The 15,996-nt window shown below is 47.6% G+C and carries 17 protein-coding genes; 11 read left to right on the plus strand and 6 right to left on the minus strand.

The window, feature by feature from the left end; translation table 11 throughout:
* Positions 1–60 precede the first annotated feature (60 nt).
* Positions 61–474 (plus strand): GNAT family N-acetyltransferase, encoded by a 414-nt coding sequence (locus HQQ92_RS15955; RefSeq protein ID WP_173246693.1) that lies wholly within the window; start codon positions 61–63, stop codon positions 472–474.
* 202 nt (positions 475–676) lie between these two features.
* Here HQQ92_RS15955 and HQQ92_RS15960 read toward each other — a convergent pair whose 3' ends face one another.
* Positions 677–880 (minus strand): YheV family putative zinc ribbon protein, encoded by a 204-nt coding sequence (locus HQQ92_RS15960; protein WP_012088350.1) that lies wholly within the window; start codon positions 878–880, stop codon positions 677–679.
* Positions 881–1,133: 253 nt separating this feature from the next.
* On the opposite strand from HQQ92_RS15960, the gene HQQ92_RS15965 reads away from it, so the two are divergent.
* Together HQQ92_RS15965 and HQQ92_RS15970 are read left to right on the plus strand one after the other, a co-directional pair.
* Positions 1,134–3,047 carry an ABC transporter ATP-binding protein gene (locus HQQ92_RS15965; RefSeq protein ID WP_006082953.1) on the plus strand — a complete coding sequence of 638 codons (1,914 nt, stop codon included), beginning with the start codon at positions 1,134–1,136 and terminating at the stop codon, positions 3,045–3,047.
* 54 nt (positions 3,048–3,101) lie between these two features.
* Positions 3,102–3,563: a TIGR02444 family protein gene (locus tag HQQ92_RS15970; protein WP_113939753.1), complete on the plus strand. Its 462-nt coding sequence runs from the start codon at positions 3,102–3,104 to the stop codon at positions 3,561–3,563.
* Positions 3,564–3,642: 79 nt separating this feature from the next.
* Here the strand turns inward: HQQ92_RS15970 and HQQ92_RS15975 are convergent, their stop codons facing one another.
* The 3 genes from HQQ92_RS15975 to HQQ92_RS15985 all read right to left on the minus strand — a co-directional run bounded on the left by HQQ92_RS15975 (position 3,643) and on the right by HQQ92_RS15985 (position 6,276).
* Complete coding sequence (locus tag HQQ92_RS15975) at positions 3,643–4,053, minus strand: GFA family protein (RefSeq protein WP_173246696.1); 411 nt, start codon at positions 4,051–4,053, stop codon at positions 3,643–3,645.
* 51 nt (positions 4,054–4,104) lie between these two features.
* Positions 4,105–5,700 (minus strand): GMC family oxidoreductase, encoded by a 1,596-nt coding sequence (locus HQQ92_RS15980; RefSeq protein WP_173246699.1) that lies wholly within the window; start codon positions 5,698–5,700, stop codon positions 4,105–4,107.
* A 69-nt stretch (positions 5,701–5,769) separates the two neighbouring features.
* Positions 5,770–6,276, minus strand: coding sequence for a TAT leader-containing periplasmic protein (locus HQQ92_RS15985; protein ID WP_173246702.1), 507 nt, complete (start codon positions 6,274–6,276; stop codon positions 5,770–5,772).
* 212 nt (positions 6,277–6,488) lie between these two features.
* On the opposite strand from HQQ92_RS15985, the gene HQQ92_RS15990 reads away from it, so the two are divergent.
* The 3 genes from HQQ92_RS15990 to HQQ92_RS16000 all read left to right on the plus strand — a co-directional run bounded on the left by HQQ92_RS15990 (position 6,489) and on the right by HQQ92_RS16000 (position 8,739).
* On the plus strand, positions 6,489–7,532 hold the full coding sequence (locus HQQ92_RS15990; RefSeq protein WP_173246705.1) for a hydrolase: 1,044 nt from the start codon (positions 6,489–6,491) through the stop codon (positions 7,530–7,532).
* Complete coding sequence (locus HQQ92_RS15995) at positions 7,516–7,761, plus strand: YheU family protein (RefSeq protein ID WP_173246707.1); 246 nt, start codon at positions 7,516–7,518, stop codon at positions 7,759–7,761. The genes HQQ92_RS15990 and HQQ92_RS15995 overlap by 17 nt, the downstream gene beginning before the upstream one ends.
* A 90-nt stretch (positions 7,762–7,851) precedes the next feature.
* Positions 7,852–8,739, plus strand: a complete 888-nt coding sequence (locus HQQ92_RS16000; RefSeq protein WP_011847692.1) for a phosphoribulokinase — start codon at positions 7,852–7,854, stop codon at positions 8,737–8,739.
* Between the two features lie 619 nt (positions 8,740–9,358).
* Here HQQ92_RS16000 and HQQ92_RS16005 read toward each other — a convergent pair.
* Together HQQ92_RS16005 and pepB are read right to left on the minus strand one after the other, a co-directional pair.
* Positions 9,359–9,868, minus strand: coding sequence for a GNAT family N-acetyltransferase (locus HQQ92_RS16005; RefSeq protein WP_173248688.1), 510 nt, complete (start codon positions 9,866–9,868; stop codon positions 9,359–9,361).
* A 206-nt stretch (positions 9,869–10,074) separates the two neighbouring features.
* A complete protein-coding gene (pepB, locus tag HQQ92_RS16010) occupies positions 10,075–11,367 on the minus strand; it encodes an aminopeptidase PepB (protein WP_173246710.1) in 1,293 nt (430 codons plus the stop codon).
* Positions 11,368–11,568: 201 nt separating this feature from the next.
* On the opposite strand from pepB, the gene sfsA reads away from it, so the two are divergent.
* The 5 genes from sfsA (at position 11,569) to folK (ending at position 15,989) form a co-directional block, all read left to right on the plus strand.
* Complete coding sequence (sfsA, locus tag HQQ92_RS16015) at positions 11,569–12,273, plus strand: DNA/RNA nuclease SfsA (protein WP_105251524.1); 705 nt, start codon at positions 11,569–11,571, stop codon at positions 12,271–12,273.
* Between the two features lie 163 nt (positions 12,274–12,436).
* Complete coding sequence (dksA, locus tag HQQ92_RS16020; protein WP_006082967.1) at positions 12,437–12,880, plus strand: RNA polymerase-binding protein DksA; 444 nt, start codon at positions 12,437–12,439, stop codon at positions 12,878–12,880.
* Positions 12,881–13,049: 169 nt separating this feature from the next.
* On the plus strand, positions 13,050–13,964 hold the full coding sequence (gluQRS, locus tag HQQ92_RS16025) for a tRNA glutamyl-Q(34) synthetase GluQRS (protein ID WP_173246713.1): 915 nt from the start codon (positions 13,050–13,052) through the stop codon (positions 13,962–13,964).
* Between the two features lie 19 nt (positions 13,965–13,983).
* Entirely contained in the window at positions 13,984–15,507 is a 1,524-nt protein-coding gene (locus HQQ92_RS16030) for a polynucleotide adenylyltransferase PcnB (RefSeq protein WP_173246716.1), read from the plus strand.
* On the plus strand, positions 15,507–15,989 hold the full coding sequence (gene folK / locus HQQ92_RS16035) for a 2-amino-4-hydroxy-6-hydroxymethyldihydropteridine diphosphokinase (protein ID WP_173246719.1): 483 nt from the start codon (positions 15,507–15,509) through the stop codon (positions 15,987–15,989). The genes HQQ92_RS16030 and folK overlap by 1 nt, the downstream gene beginning before the upstream one ends.
* Positions 15,990–15,996: the final 7 nt, after the last annotated feature.

Genomic DNA, 15,996 nt, shown 5'->3' on the forward strand with positions numbered 1-15,996 from the left:
AATGCCTATCAGCCTAGATATTCAGAGCTAACATCATAAAAAATAAAACGAGAAGTGACGATGAATTTAAGCTTAATTAATGATGAATCAACCGAGTTCGCCGACGCTGTAAAACAAAAAATTGTCGAGTTCAACCAAGTCCAATGGCAGGGGCTTAGCCGTAAAAATCTCGGACTCAAACTACAGGACCCCGAAGGTAAACTGTTAGCAGGGATCAGCGGTAAAACCTTCGGCAATTGGTTGTTAATCGATTATCTGTGGGTCGATGATTCTTTAAGACACCAAAGTATCGGCACGCACTTATTGTTAGCCGCAGAAAGCCAAGCAAAAGAACGCGGCTGCCAATTTGCTCTACTCGATACCTTAGATTTTCAAGCTAAGCCCTTTTATGAGCGCCACGACTATCGCGTGCAGTGGATACAACAAGCCTACCCAGAAACCGGCAGTAAATTTTTTATGGTAAAAGTGTTGTGATGTTTAAGGTCAGCGGTCATAACCGAACCCAATGCTTAGGCTACCATTTCTGATATCTAACTCAGACCGCTTCAATGAACTTGAGCTAATTGCGAGTGGTTAATGATTTGCGCACCTTTTACTCGCAAAGCTACAAACGGAAAAATAAGACATAGGACAGACGTCCTCAGCCAAAGCGATCCAATTGAATTAAAGCTTTAACCTAATCCGGCTTAAACACGCCGATCACAGCGCCGGTGGCTTTTTCAGTGACCTTTTCATCGGTTTGCTGTTCACGGTAGTCACACTCTGTGCATTCAACGGTTTCGATGCCGTTTTCCTTGTAGAGTAAAATGCTGTCTTTGGCGCTGCATTTTGGGCACTTAGCACCGGCTACGAAACGCTTTTTGATTTTAGTGTTTGTCATAATAGATAAAGGACCAGATAGCAGGGCCAAGGGACTCGGCCGAAGAAATTGGCGCTATTTTGCCACACTGATGATTGAATGCCAGTGTTACCTGAAAGTGTGAGGCCTTAGGTCGATGTGATGCGATTCACTGAAGATCGTCCTGAAAAGTCGAATAATTGTCCGAGTTATCGGGTCAGGCTGTGGTTTGATACGGGGTTGTACGCTATTATCTGTGCCCTGACGAATTCACGTTCTAACCAAGTTGTAGTCAATGATCAGCATCAACCAAGCGCAATTAATCCGTGGCAGCAAAACCCTGCTAGATGAGACCTCTCTCACGATTTATCCCGGCCATAAGGTCGGTTTAGTCGGTGCTAACGGCACAGGCAAATCTTCACTGCTCGCATTAATTTTAGGTCACTTAAGCCTAGATAAAGGTGAATTTAGTCTGCCTTCTGGCTGGCAAATTGCCACTGTGGCCCAAGAAACCCCTGCGCTCGACGTCTCGGCACTGGAATATGTGATCGATGGCGATAGCGAATATCGTCAATTAGAAGCCTTATTACACAAGGCCCAAGAAGATAACGACGGCAATGCCATCGCACTCTTACACGGCAAAATCGACGCTATCGGTGGTTATGCGATTCATTCGCGCGCGGGTTCATTGTTAGCGGGTCTGGGCTTTAGTGAAGCCGATCAAAGCAATCCAGTGAAAAGCTTTTCGGGCGGTTGGCGTATGCGCCTCAACTTAGCCCAAGCGCTACTGTGTCGCTCTGACTTATTGCTCCTCGACGAACCGACCAACCACTTAGACTTGGATACCATGTACTGGCTCGAAGGTTGGATTAAGTCCTATCAAGGCACGCTGATTTTAATCAGCCATGATAGGGACTTTATCGATGAAATCGTTGATGAAATCGTCCACGTTGAAAATCAAAAACTCAATTTCTACAAAGGCAATTACAGTGCCTTTGAGCGCATTCGTGCCGAACGTATGTCGCAGCAACAAGTTGCCTTCGAACGCCAACAAAAAGAACGTGCACACATGCAGTCCTTCGTTGACCGTTTCCGTTATAAGGCGAGTAAAGCCAAACAAGCGCAGAGCCGCTTAAAGGCGCTAGAGCGCATGACTGAGTTGTTGCCGTCTCAAGCCGATAGCCCATTTTATATGGAATTTCGTGCTCCAGAAGCCCTACCCAATCCGCTGATTAAGATGGAGCAAGTCGCTATCGGTTATAGCGATAAGCCAATCCTGAGCAAGGTGCATTTAAACTTAGTACCGGGTGCGCGCATTGGTTTACTCGGCCGTAACGGCGCGGGTAAATCGACATTAATTAAGCTGTTATCGGGTCAATTATCGCCAATGACAGGTTTGTATGAACCTAATCCTGGCGTCAATATCGGCTACTTTGCTCAGCATCAAATCGAATTTTTACGCCTCGACGACACGCCGATGCAGCATTTAGTACGTCTTGCACCCAATGCCAGAGAGCAAGAGCTACGCAACTTCTTAGGCGGTTTTGGTTTTAACGGCGATATGGCGCTTTCACCTGTGCGCCCCTTTTCTGGCGGCGAGAAAGCCCGTTTAGTGTTAGCGCTATTAGTTTGGCAACGCCCTAACCTATTGCTGCTCGATGAACCCACCAACCATTTAGACTTAGAGATGCGCCACGCCCTGACAATGGCATTGCAAACCTTTGAAGGCGCTATGGTTGTCGTCTCGCATGATAGGCATTTACTACGATTAACCTGTAGCGATTACTATCTGGTGGATCAAGGTGAAGTACGCGCCTTCGACGGCGACTTAGACGATTATCACCAATGGTTGCTCGATGCGGCGAAAGCCAACTCGAATCAAAACAGCACCAGCGACGAGATCAAACCTGCCGCCGATAAAAAACAGCAAAAACGCCTCGAGGCCGAGATCCGCCAAAAGGTATCGCCGCTCAAGCGCAAACAAACTAAGTTAGAAACCGAGCAACAAAAGCTGAGCGAACGCCTCGCCGAGCTAGAACACTTGCTGGCCGATAGCGAATTGTATGATCAAGATAACAAAGCCAAGCTAACCTCGGTATTAACCGAGCGAACGAGCTTGACGCAAACCTTAGAAGACAGTGAAATGCAATGGCTTGAGTTGCAAGAAGAGATAGATGCAATGGAGCAAGAGGTCATGGAGCAACAATAACTCCAGCGTTCTTTTACATAAAAGTCAGTAGCAGCGGCAATACAAGGAAATAGTATGGCGGTTTTAACCCAGTTCGACAGTCAACTCTGGCAATGGTGTGATATGAGCTATGCGCAAAACAAAGCGCTCTGTCTCGAATTGCAAAATAGCTGTCAGGTGAACGTCAATCTACTGCTACTGGCACAATATTTAGATATCACTATGGATGTGTCTGGGCCGCAGCAATACAGCACGGACCAATGGCAAACGCTGATGAATGCTGTGGGTGAATGGGATGAAAGGTTTCTCATGCCCTACCGCAAATTACGCAAACTGGCTAAGTCCAGCCTGAATGAGCAAGAGTATCAGCAGATGCTCGCCGTTGAGCTGATGATGGAACGTAAAGCGCAGCGAACCATCTTAAATAAACTCAATGAACTCAGCCCAAGCGGCCAAGCGACAAATCTAGTGAGCTACTTAAGCCTGTTTGGACTCAGTGACATTGACGCCAACGAAATCGGCCTCATTGCGCCCTGATCTAAGTTAATCAAGTTAAAACAAGCTCAACCATGTTAGCTCAAACTCAATCAAATTAACGCTATGATCATCTGAGCCGCTAACGGCTGCGGCCTTGCGGATAGCGTTCACAGTCATCCTCGATCACCAACCAGTTCAGCTGACTCTCAGTATAAATGTGGTACTTAGGCTGAACTTGATTAGCATCGTCCAGACTCGCTATGCTCAAGGTCGAATAATCAGGATATTGAGTATGTCGGTAAGTTAACGATGTACCGCACTTGTCACAAAATCCACGGCGAATAAACTCAGACGATGCAAACTCAGTCACCTGACCTTTAAGCCAAATCACTTGGCTGCTCTTAAAATCCATCCAAGCCCCAAATGCAGAGCCCGTGCTTTTTTGGCACGAACGGCAGTGGCAATAATCTGCATCAAAGGGTTCACCTTCAACCTGATAACGAATCGCCCCGCATAAGCAACCACCTTCCCGTAATATGTTTTCAGACATTCACACCCCATCAAGCTTTATCAAGCTAAGCTGCATTTTGATAAGATAACATCAGGCTTTACCGTCAGTGAGCTTCTGTGCGAGTGCGGTGGCATTTCGTGCCGTGATGCCATAAATCGACAGCTGCGGGTTAGCGCCAAGGCTGGTCGGGAAGATAGAACCATCCATTACAGATAAATTATCTAAATAGTGCGACTGACCATAACTGTTGACCATAGAAAGCTTTTCATCTTCGCCGAAGGGACAACCGCCCATTACGTGCGCCGATGCAACGATAGTGCGCAGTGGCGCGAGTGACATCTGCGCAATACTCTCTTTGGCGTCTTTCCATGAGGACAAGTAAGGCATGCCATCGCTGATCGGCAACACTTTTAAGGCGCCCGCCGAGAATTGTAACTCCGCCATACTAGCAAAAGCGCGTCTCGCGGCCCGCCAAAAAGCATCGGTTAACGGATAATCTAGTGTAAACCCCTTATCCGTTAAGTGTACTTCACCGCCTTGACTGTCGGGATGATAGCCATCGCGGATCAAAGCAATAGTTACTTGTAACTGATTGAATTGTGACATTAACTCAGCATGGCTCGTACCATAACCTAAGGTTTTAGAGGCAATTAAAATCGGATGCACCGGCGGCACTTCAAGTTTATAACCCAGCTCACCATCGGCGCCATTGTTCCACACAAATTCATCGGAATATATAGATTGCGGCGCACCGCTATGGCCATTGATCGAATCGGCAAATACGCCGCCGGATAACAAAGTAGGATGTAAAAAGGTGCGTTTACCCAAAAGTTGGTAGGGATCGGGCACTTGCGAACGCATCAAAATCGTCGGTGTATGGATAGCACCCGCACTCAAAATATAATGTTTAGCCTTAAATAACAGCTCAACGTCAGTGGGTCGTAAATTCACATCCAACGCCTGCGCCTTTAACGCAAACACTTGGCCATTATGGTGCTCAATCTTAGTCACTTTAGCGCGACTGATCAGCTGCGCGCCTTTCTCAAGTGCCGCGGGAATCGTGGTGACTAGCATAGATTGCTTCGCATTGACCGGACAACCCATGCCGCAATAGCCGGTATTCCAGCAACCCGCCACATTGCGTTTAATGACTGTGTATTCCCAGCCAAGATTGATACAACCTTGCTTCAGGGCGGCATTATTGCGATTAGGCTCATAATTCCATTCATGAATGTTGAGCCGTTGTTCCATTTGCTCAAACCAAGGATCTAAACTCTCGCGATTAAGCCCAGCAACCGACTTATGTTGCGCCCAAAAAGCTAACGCCTCGGTCGGAGTGCGGATTGAAGTGGTCCAGTTAACTGTGGTTGAGCCACCGACTGCGCGGCCTTGAAAAATCCCGATCGCCTTATCGGCGGTTTTCATCGCCGCAGCTTGTTGATACAAGTTGGGGTAAGCGACTCGCTCTTCCATATTAAAATCGCTGGAGGATTTTAGCGGTCCCGCCTCAATCATGATCACGCTCAGCCCAGCTTGGGTGAGAATTTCAGCCGCCACACCGCCGCCAGCACCTGTGCCGACAATAATCACATCGGCTTCAAACTGCTGGTTTTCTTGCAATTGGCTCGCATCAGTGTGCAACCAACCAGAGTTTAAACCATTCACTATAGGATCTATGATTGCCAACTTGAGTGCTCCACTGTCGCGGGTAAGATGCTTATTATTCGGCGTTTGATTAGGTTAAAAATGGACTCGCTATTTGAACAGTTCAGGCTTGGCATAATGCAGGCGGCTCCAGTGCTCAGGACAAGCGTAGTAACTTGCCATCACTAATTCCCGCAATCCGAGATAAGCCGTTTGTAACAAAGCAAAATAACTGTGGCGCCAGGTTTCTAACATATCAGTTAACTCGGCGGGAGAGCGCATCAATAGCGGCGTCATGCTCGAAGTGAGCACCAGTAAACCAAGACGATTTTCGAGCATATCGAGCAGTTCAAATAACTCGGTTTGCTGCTCCTCGGGTAGCACAGCAATCGACTGTTTGATGGCATCTAAAGTGCGATTTTGTGCCGCGAGCTTGTGAGTTGCCACATCGGGCAAAGCACCGTCGAGCATCACAGGTAAAAGCACACTAAACAACAAGCGATAATCTTTGCCTTCGCTGTCCTCGGGCAAACTAAACTCAGGAGAATAGAGATTGACCCCTAAGGCTAACGCCGCCGTACTGGCAAACGCGCCCATCAAAAAGGTTCGTCGCTTCATCTCTATCTCCTAAATATCAATCTAAATGTCGGCCTAAATATCAATCTAAATGTCGGCCTAAATATCAGCATAAAAAACAATTGTGCTACAATGGCCGCGAGTTTATACCCAAGCGACCTCAAAATACGAATTTCAGCATTTTGAGTTGGTTTGGGTATAAATTAAACACACGTTTTAATTTTCAGCAATAGCCGATACCAAGATAAACATCTATGCCAAATTCCTTTATGCCACCTTGGTGGGCCAAGAGTCCCCATATACAAACGATTTTACCCGTATTCACTAAAGTGGCCAAACCAGCATTACAGCGGCAGCGCTTAGAGTTACCCGATGGCGATTTTATCGATTTAGATTGGCAGGATGTTCCACAGTCTGGCAAACCGATCGTGGTGATCATCCACGGCTTAGAAGGAAGTGCTCAGTCCCATTATGCGCGGCGGATACTGCAAGCCTGTAAAGAACAGCAACTCGCTGCCGTCGTGCACCATCACAGAAGTTGTTCGGGTGAGGCCAATCGCCTCGCCCGCAGTTATCACAGTGGCGATACGGACGATTTACAGTTTAGTCTATCGACACTGAAAAGCGCGTATCCGCAATCGCCCTTATTAGCCGTAGGTTACAGTTTAGGCGGCAATGTGCTGACGAAGTATCAAGGCGAATATCAGGATGATAGTTTATTAGCCCGCGCTGTGGTTGTCTCTGCGCCGCTGCAATTGTCCGCCTGTGCTAAACGCTTGGAAAATGGCTTTTCGAAGGTGTATCAAAGCTATTTAATCAAACAGTTGCAGCAAAAAATCAGCCATAAACTGAATGATCCCGACTTAGCCATCTCTATACCGCTAAGCCAGTTGCAGGTCGACCGTTTAAATACCTTCTATGATTTTGACGATAAAGTCACAGCGCCATTACACGGCTTTGACGGCGTCGACGATTACTATACGCGTGCCAGTGGCTTACCCTTTGTCAGCCGTATAACTAAACCGACGCTCATCATACATGCTAAGGACGATCCCTTTATGACCGATGAAGTGATCCCCCAATCGAGTCAATTGTCGGGCTATGTGGAATACGAACTGCATCCCTATGGCGGCCATGTCGGCTTTATCGAAGGCGGTACACCTTGGAAACCGCGCTTCTATCTTGAGCGACGGATTTTACATTTTTTATTAGGCGATCAAAGTGTTGACTCGCTTAGCGCAGACCCAATCAACGGCGACAATATCACCCAAGGAAACACCGATGCTCATTCCCTATGAAACCCTGTTACAACTCCCCAAGGAAACGCTCGCCAATGTGATCCGCGAATATCTCTTCGGTCAAGTGGAGGATGGCAGCTTTGCCAGTCTTGATGAACAGGAGCTTGCTCAGGCGATAGTCCAATGTCAACAAGCACTTAAGCAAGGTAAGCTGAAATTAGAGTACAGTGAAGACGATGAATCCTTCGCCATACGTTCAGCGGAACAAATAGCACAGCAGCAAGATTGACCAGTCCTACCTCTGTACCGTATAAATAGTACTCGCGTTTTTATCGCTTCCCCATAAGCGGCTCTTTTGGTTCCTAGCTAGGTAGAAAAAATGTCAGCAAAACATCCCATTATTGCAGTTACAGGCTCATCAGGCGCGGGAACCACCACCACCACGACTGCCTTTAGCCATATTTTTCGCCAACTCGGGATCAACGCCGCCTTTGTCGAAGGCGACAGTTTTCATCATTTTACCCGCGCCGAAATGGAAGTCATGATCCGCAAATCCCAAGCTGAAAACCGCAATCTTAGCTATTTTGGCCCAGAGGCTAATAACTTTGCTCGTTTAGAGCAATGCTTTCGCGATTACAGCACCACAGGCCAAGGTGAAACCCGCAGCTATTTACACACCTTCGATGAGGCAGTGCCTTTTAACCAGATGCCCGGCACTTTTACTCAATGGCGACCACTACCTGAAAATACCGATATGCTCTACTACGAAGGCTTACATGGCGGCGTAGTTACTGGTGATGCCAATGTCGCCCAGCATGTGGACTTGCTGATCGGCATGGTCCCCATAGTCAACTTAGAGTGGATCCAAAAAATTATCCGCGATACTTCGGAGCGTGGTCACAGCCGTGAAAAAGTCATGGGCTCGATTGTGCGCAGTATGGATGATTATATTAAGCACATGACGCCGCAGTTCTCCCGCACTCACATTAACTTTCAACGAGTACCGACGGTCGATACCTCTAACCCATTTAGTGCCAAAGATATTCCGAGCTTAGATGAGAGCTTTGTGGTGATCCGCTTCCGCGGTATCAATAATGTCGACTTCCCCTATTACCTCAATATGATCCAAGGTTCATTTATGTCACGGGTCAACACACTCGTCGTCCCCGGCGGCAAAATGTCGCTGGCGATGGAGCTGATCCTCACGCCTTTGATTAAAGATTTGATGGAAAAACGTCAACAACTTAATACCCCAGAGGCGAACTGAAACCTTGAGGATTTACGGGTAAGTTTGACTAAAGGCTAAGGAAATAAAGTCTTTTTTTGCAATGGATTAAGTTTTATTTAAGCCACTAGCGCTAATCTTGTCGGCATCGGGATTTCAGGCGAAAGAACGATAGTTGGCATACTCTTGGGAGTTAATTCCCCCATCTTGATCTGTTGATTTCCTTGAGTATGTCAGCAACCTTTTTAACGAAACTATATAAGTTAATTCCGCATCCATGCTTGATCTCTTGATTCCCTTGAGTATGTCAGCAACCTTTTAACGTAACTTTAAGTCTTCAGAGTTAATTCCACATCCATACTTGATCTGTTGATTTCCTTGAGTATGTCAGCAACCTTTTATGAAGAATGAATTCCACATCTATGCTTGATCTGTTGATTCCCTCGAATATATCAGCAACCTTATCTTAAACTCTAAATCTTCAGAGTTAATTCCGCATCCATACTTGATCTATCGATTTCCTTGAGTATGTCAGCAACCTTTTTAACGAAACTATATAAGTTAATTCCGCATCCATGCTTGATCTATTGATTCCCTTTAGTATGTCAGCAACCTCTGATGAATAGCTAACTCCATACCAGTGCTTGAGCCAATATGCATTTTAAACTGATTTTCTGCGCACGAGATTCTTGTACATCACCATACACTCTAAGGCTATGCCTCTGGGCGAACAGTAAATAGATTCCTCCTCTAACCCCTCACCACCAAAACCACAGTGGCGATAGAAATCCACCGCATTTAAAGTTGATTCTAATCTGAGCTGGGCAATCCCCTGATTAAAAGCCATAGTTTCAATAAATTGCAGCAGCACTTTACCAACTCCTAACCCCATAGCATCGGGGGAAACAAACAAGGCTTCTAACTGGGCATAGGGTTCATCCAACATGGCAGTGCCGACCACAGTCTTAAGCTGCGACTCGTTATAGGACAACTCTGCCACATAAAAATGTGCATCGACGATACGACTAAATTGCTCGGTCAGTTCGCCCTCGGTCCAAATCACCAGATCGCCCACATCATAAAATCCGGCGCAACCTTTATTGATGGCCGCATTGCGGATATCCCAGCAGGCCTGAGCATCTGCTTTCGTTGCTTTTCGTATAGTTATCATCATGTTTACCGATTAAAAACGCTCAGCCATAACATGCCATGAAGCAGCTGAAACACCAAGTAAACTATCGGCCTAGTATTTCACCCAATAAAAAACCGCCCGTAGGCGGTTTTAATCCAGTCAGCAGACCCTTAATGGATCTGCGCAGACTTATCTAACTGAGTCTTAGCGCTAGACTTAGCCTTTAATCAATTCACTAGCTAGGCTTAGCCTTTAATCAATTCACTAATAGTCAATACGCCGTGGGTCGTTGCACCCGCGCCCCACATGGCAGAAGCTGAATCTTCAAAAGCGCCCGCTAAATCAACGTGTAACCATTTAGCTTCGGGTGACACGAAACGCCATAAGAAACCAGCTGCATTAGAAGCACCACCTGCACCGCCGCCTTTCATTGCGCGGCTGTTTGCGGTGTCAGCATAGGCAGATGGACACATTTCTTTGTGCCAAGGATCCAGCGGCAGCGGCCATACGCGCTCGGCAACGCTAGTGGCTTTTTGCTGGGCCAGTTGCAACACATCCGCCTGTGGCGAGAAAATCGCGTTGTAGTTAGAACCCACCGCCATCACAGCGGCGCCTGTAAGGGTCGCTGCATCGATAATAAAAGGTGCGCCTGTAGCAGAAGCAGCTTGTAGGCCATCGGCCAACACTAAGCGCCCTTCCGCATCTGTGTTCACCACTTCAACTGTTACACCATTTTTGTAGGTCAGAATATCGCCTAACTTATAGGCGCGGCCACTGATCAAGTTTTCGGCACAACATAAGAAGAGTTTAACCCGTTTATTGAGGCCAGACTTGATGGCCAAACCGAGCGCGGCAGTCACAGTCGCCGCGCCGCCCATGTCGCATTTCATGCCTAACATGCCTTCAGAAGCTTTGATGCTGTAGCCGCCAGAATCAAAGGTTATCCCTTTACCCACAAGCGCCACAGACACGGGTGCATCGGCGGCTAATGGGTTAAAGTCTAACTCTAACATTGCCGGTGGACGCTCACTGCCGCGACCGACGGCATGGATACCAATCCACTGTTCTTCAAGCAGCGCTTCGCCTTCGATAATCCGATAACTTACCTTGTCGCCACCAACGTCAGCCAACCATTTTGCTGCTTGTTGGGCAAGCTTCACTGGCGACAGGTTTTCAGGCGTATCGTTGATCAGTTGACGGGCAAAGGTTGCCACATCGAGTCGACGTTGCAATTCTGCTTGCACAGACTCATCACCACACCAATGGATTTGATAACCTGGTTTTGCCGTCGCGAAACCTTGGGCAAACACCCATTGGCTATTGAGATCCCAAAACTGCCCAGCTAATTCCACACAGCTAATACCTTGACTGCGCAGTTTACGGGCCGCCATTTGAATTTGACGTAGCTCATCGCCACCCGCTAAATGAATTTGCGCACCGTCGGCAGTATAAGTCACATCAGCCTTGCCCCAGTGCGCGGCGGGGGCTTCTTTGGTTAATTGTACTTTCATCAATTCAGTTACTTTTAGTTCACTCATTAGGGATCCTTATTTTTCGATTCGTTTTAGAATAATCAATCAGAACAATCAATCAGCAATCAGAACAAACTTTATGGCGGCAGTTTACTGCTAGCAGACGATGACGCAAAGCGATTGGCTGAAGTTACTCAGGTAAAATCTGTAAACATTTGCGAAATTTGCTAGGCTTTGCGACCTAGAACAGCCGAGATAGGTCTACCGATGGAATTTACTCCGCCACTACAACAGGGCATTTTACTGCGCCGCTATAAACGTTTTCTGGCCGATGTGCAGTTAAGCGACGGCAGTGAGATCACCCTACATTGCCCCAATACCGGCTCTATGCGTAATTGCCTGTATCCCGGTGAAACCGTATGGTTTTCTACCTCTGATAACCCTAAACGTAAATATGCCCATACGTGGGAACTGATGACCACGCCAGATGCAGGCTTAATCGGTATCCACTCGGGTCAGGCGAACACCTTAGCCGAAGAAGCCATCAATAAAGGTATCATCAAGGAACTCACGGGTTATGATAGCCTCAGCCGTGAAGTCAAATACGGTGATGAAAATAGTCGCATCGATATCCTACTACAGGGTGCTCAAAAACCCGCCTGTTATATAGAAGTCAAAAGTTGTACTTTGCTCGAAGATGGCCAAGGTTATTTTCCCGATGCTGTAAGCCTACGCGGTCAAAAACATTTACGTGAATTGATGCACATGGTGAGCCAAGGCCATAGAGCCGTATTGCTATTTGTGGTGCAGCATAGTGAAATATTCAGTGTTGCCCCCGCAGCACATATCGACCCTGAATATGCTAAGTTACTGAAAATGGCTGTGTTAGCCGGCGTTGAAGTGCTAGCCTATCGCTGTAAAATCTCCCCTACAGAGATTCACCTAGCCCAAGCCTGCGATGTACGAGTATGATGTTAAGGCTGAGTTAAATTTGATTTCATTTGAATTAGCGAACATAGTCAAAAAATTCAATCAAAGCAGAATGAAAAGTTTGCCTCGATGTGAAGATTCTGCTATAGATAGCGGCCGTTCTTAAGGACGCCCTACAAACGCAAATGATTACAGGAGATGCGTTATGCCTGAAGGCACCAAAAAACTTGGCGTACTCGCTATCGCAGGTGTAAATCCTTACCAGGAAAAGCCGGGTGAGGAGTATATGAACGCTAAGCAACTGGGTCACTTCAAGACAATTCTTGAAGCTTGGCGCAATCAGTTGCGTGAAGAGGTCGACCGTACTCTTAGCCACATGCAGGACGAAGCCGCAAACTTTCCCGATCCTGTTGACCGTGCAGCACAAGAAGAAGAGTTCAGCCTCGAACTTCGTGCTCGCGATAGAGAACGTAAGCTGATCAAAAAAATCGAAAAAACACTGCAAAAAATTGAAGAAGACGATTTCGGCTTCTGTGATTCTTGCGGTATCGAAATCGGCATCCGCCGTCTCGAAGCGCGTCCAACAGCCGATCAATGCATCGACTGTAAAACGCTTGCAGAGATCAAAGAGAAACAAATGGCTGGTTAATCAAGCATACTGGGCGGGGATTTCCCCGCCTATTTGTTTCTAGCAACTCGTAAACTCGACGAGCTTAAGCCAAGCTCACTCCAATTTACCCCGATTCGCTTTTCTCTTGGCATCCCTCTAAAATACATCCACTTTTACCGTCGCGACTTTAAAACGCCATCTAGTTGTTATGTCAAAGCCATTACATTCCGATTTATCCAGCCAGCCCTATGTCGGCCGCTTTGCGCCTTCGCCTTCGGGTGCCTTGCACTTTGGCTCGCTTATCGCCGCCCTTGGCAGCTATCTCCGCGCCCGCTCGCAACAGGGTAAATGGCTGATCCGCATCGAAGATATAGACCCACCACGAGAAGTCAAAGGTGCCGCCGATGATATCTTACGCACCTTAGAAGCCTATGGGTTTGAGTGGGATGATGTGCCTCTGTATCAAAGCCAGCGCACAGCGGCTTATCAAGCGCAAATTGACTCGCTGCTCGCCCAAGATAAAGCCTATTTCTGCCAATGTAGTCGCAAGCAAATTCAAGCCATGGGCGGCGTCTACGATGGCCGCTGCCACCGATTGCCACAAACCCAGTCTGCAAATCTTGTTAGGTCGGGTGCGGTGCGAATCGTCAACACGGCGCAAGTGCAAGAATTTGATGACAATCTAATGGGCCATATTTGCGTTGATAGCCATTTTGCCGCAGAGGATTTCATCATCAAACGCAGCGATGGCCTGTACGCCTATCAATTGGCCGTGGTGCTCGACGATGCCTATCAAGGCATCACTGAAGTGGTTCGAGGCTGCGATTTAATCGAAGCCAGTTGTCGCCAACTGAGTTTGTATCAAAGCTTTGGTTTAGCCGCACCGCAATGGCTGCACTTGCCACTCGCCTGCTTAAGTAAAGGCTTTAAGCTCTCAAAACAAAATCATGCACAGGCAATTGATACACTTAATCCACAGGCGAGCCTCAATGCGGCACTGACATTTTTAGGCCAAACCCCCGTCGAAACCCGCGGCTCTGTGGCACAAATGCTCGCTCAAGCCGTGGATCAGTTTCAATTATCCACTATACCGCAACAATCTGAGATACTGATCGAGCCCTGATATACTCATTAGGCCGCATTTGGTATATGATAGCCGCCAGATTTTTAATCAAATAACAGATCATATTTCGAGGTGTCCCATTTTTCGCCGTATCAGCCAATTCTGCAAACAGCTATTTGAAGACGCGCCTAAAACGACCGCTCCGACTCCAGCTCAGATTGAACCAACAACACCTGAACAAAGTTCCGGTGCTTTGAGTTTAGAGTTAGTACCAAGAGATGCCCATACCATCTCGCGCAAACAAATCAGCGAGAATGCCCTTAAGGTATTATACAGACTGAATAAATCTGGCTTTAAAGCCTATTTAGTCGGCGGCGGTGTACGCGATTTACTCTTAGGGATTGAACCGAAAGATTTCGACATAGTGACCAATGCAACACCGGAAGAAATCAAAAAATTATTCCGTAATTGCCGTGTTGTCGGTCGCCGTTTCCGCTTAGCGCACATTGTTTTCGGTCGCGATGTGATTGAAGTCGCCACCTTCCGTGGTCACCATGGCGAAAGCAATGAGAAAGTCTCGAAAGCCAATGCCGAAGGGCGTTTGCTGCGCGATAACGTCTATGGCGAAATCGATGAAGATGCCGAGCGCCGCGACTTTACCGTCAATGCCCTCTATTACGATATCAGCGATTACTCGATTCGCAGCTACGGCGGCGGTATGGCCGATCTCAAAGCGGGCACCCTAAGATTAATTGGCGATCCTGAAACCCGTTACCGTGAAGATCCGGTGCGTATGTTAAGGGCAGTGCGTTTCGCCACTAAGCTCAACATGGGTATTGAAACCGTCACAGCCGCACCGATTAAACAATTAGCGCCGCTGCTCAAAGATATTCCGGCAGCGCGTATGTACGAAGAAGTGTTGAAACTCTTCTTTGCAGGTAAAGCCTTAGCCAACTTCGAACTGATGCAAGAATACAAGCTATTCGCGCCGCTGTTTCCGCAAGTGGCCGCTCTGCTAAAAGATGATCCTAAAGGTACGACCATGAAAATGGTGCAAGCCATCATGAAGAGCACAGATCAAAGAGTTAACGAAGATAAGCCGGTCACACCTTCATTCTTCTATGCTGCGCTTCTCTGGTATCCACTACGTCAGCGCGCCGAAGATATTGCCGTTGAAAGTGGCCTGACGTTATATGATGCCTTCTTTGCCGCCATGGGCGATGTGATGGAGCAACAATGCCAAACCATTAGCATTCCGCGCCGTTTTAGCACGCCGGCAAAGGACATTTGGCAGTTACAGTTACGCTTTGATCGTAGCCAAGGCACCCGCGCCTTTAAACTGATGGAACACCCTAAGTTTAGAGCCGCATACGATTTACTCTTACTCAGGGGCGAAGTCGAAGCGGGTAATGTCGCTAAAAGTGCCGCTTGGTGGCAACAATTTGTCGAAGCCGATGAGACGGAACGTTTAGCAATAGCGCGTAGCGGCAGTAAATCGCCAAACCGCAACCGTAATGCCACCCAACGTCGTCGCCGTCCTCGTGCACCGAATGCCGATGGTTCAGCGCCGACGAGCGCACCTAAAGTTAAAACGGCTGAATAATGCCCCGCGTCTACGTCGCATTAGGCGCAAATCTTGAAGATCCCAAGGCGCAATTGGACAATGCCGTGACGGCATTGTCCACCTTAGGCAATAGTCTCGTCGTTTCTCCCTATTACCATTCGACGCCCATGGGCGATGTCGTGCAACCCGATTATGTTAATGCGGTAGCGAGTTTCGATACTGATCTTGCGCCATTAGCTTTACTCGATGCACTGCAGCATATTGAAAACACCCAAGGACGAGTCCGTCTAGAGCGTTGGGGGCCGAGAACCTTAGATCTCGATTTACTCTTGTATGGTAATGATAACATTGACATTCCTAGACTCAAAGTGCCCCACTACGGCATGAAAACGCGCGGCTTTGTGCTCGTGCCTTTAGCCGCAATTGCACCGGATCTGATTCTGCCGTGCAACACTGCCATCGACAGTCTTATCGATACAAAAATGTTGGCCGAGTTACAACAACTGGGCATTGATCATTGAAGTCCGT

Origin of the sequence: Shewanella sp. DC2-4 (assembly GCF_013248875.1) — a bacterium.
GTDB classification, from domain to species: domain Bacteria; phylum Pseudomonadota; class Gammaproteobacteria; order Enterobacterales; family Shewanellaceae; genus Shewanella; species Shewanella oncorhynchi.